Annotated in this window: 2 pseudogenes; one reads left to right on the top strand and one right to left on the bottom strand. The window is 54.1% G+C overall.

What is annotated here, in order from left to right:
• Positions 1–744: pseudogene (locus tag ASU03_RS18650) on the bottom strand (hypothetical protein); the annotation flags it as partial.
• 6 nt (positions 745–750) lie between these two features.
• On the opposite strand from ASU03_RS18650, the pseudogene ASU03_RS21195 reads away from it, so the two are divergent.
• Positions 751–1125 (top strand): annotated as a pseudogene (locus ASU03_RS21195) (hypothetical protein); the annotation flags it as partial.

The raw sequence follows: 1125 nt of genomic DNA, 5'->3' as shown, positions 1-1125 counted from the left end.
CCATCTTGCATACGTCTCAGTAACCCCTAGGCCGCCGATCCTCACTAATCGTGTGAAACCCTGTTCGTACTTGTTCTCCGAATCAGCTGACCACTCGCTGATCGGTCTGCAGTTGAGCTTGTTCTCGAAGATCCAACGAGCGTTTTCCAAGGTGGCCATCCCTTTGACAAGGTGCCCATTCTCGTCCAACGGATCACTGCCTCCATGGAACGAGACGTAGTCCTTCGCCAGCTCATTGGCCTGTTGCCTCTCCATATCACAGGCTTGCTGGATCGCCGTTCTCGCAAACTTAGGGTAAGGGCGATACATATCAGTTTCCCGACCGGTGTCGAACCCCTGCACATCAATAAAAGATGTAAGGCCAAAGCCTCGAATCTTCACTGTGCGCTTTAACATTGAACGGACTGCCGACAAAACCCCATTAGCATAATTCGACGTTAGAGTGCCCGATTCCATTTGGTCTACAAGGTACTTCCTGAGTCGCGTTAAGTAGTGGGCCGTGACATATTCACGAGGATCCTCACCTCCCTCGAATCCTACCTCGGTCAAATGCATGGCCATCTGCCGGAAGGCGTCACTGTAGTTTTGCTGGCCGGATGAGGATTTCGACTTCATCGACGCGGCGGCGAACATATGCAGGAGCTTGTTGAAGGGCCGACCGGAGTTTCCCGCCAGATCTCCGAACTTCGAAAGTGCGACCAGCCTGAGCTCAGAGAGTGACTTAGTAACAGAGTCTTTTGGCATTGCTACTTGTTTTTTCTGCCCGCCTTCAGCCGCTCGCTCTTTGCAGTTCTTGTAATCGGCATTGATTACGCCAAGCCTCGTCAGGTCGAGGAGGATCTCTTGGAAGGTTTGTTCAACGATGGGGAAATCGGCGCGGCCGAGGCGGCGGTGCAGCCACTGTTGGCGCAAGGCTGGGTCAGTGAGCAGGGGCTGTTATCGATTGAGGAGCTGTGGGGCCAGTTACAGAAAGCAGAGATCCTGCAGGCGTTCAAGCCTTGGATCGAGCAACCCAAAGGCAAGAAAACCGACTGGTTGGCGCCGTTATCCAGCCAATTCACAGAGCAGCGTACCTTCGACCAATGGTGCCCGGCGCTGGACGACCGGCTTTACAGCCTCACGGTG

Source organism: Colwellia sp. TT2012 (genome assembly GCF_001440345.1).
GTDB lineage: Bacteria > Pseudomonadota > Gammaproteobacteria > Enterobacterales > Alteromonadaceae > Colwellia.
This window is presented reverse-complemented; position numbering and strand designations above follow the sequence as displayed.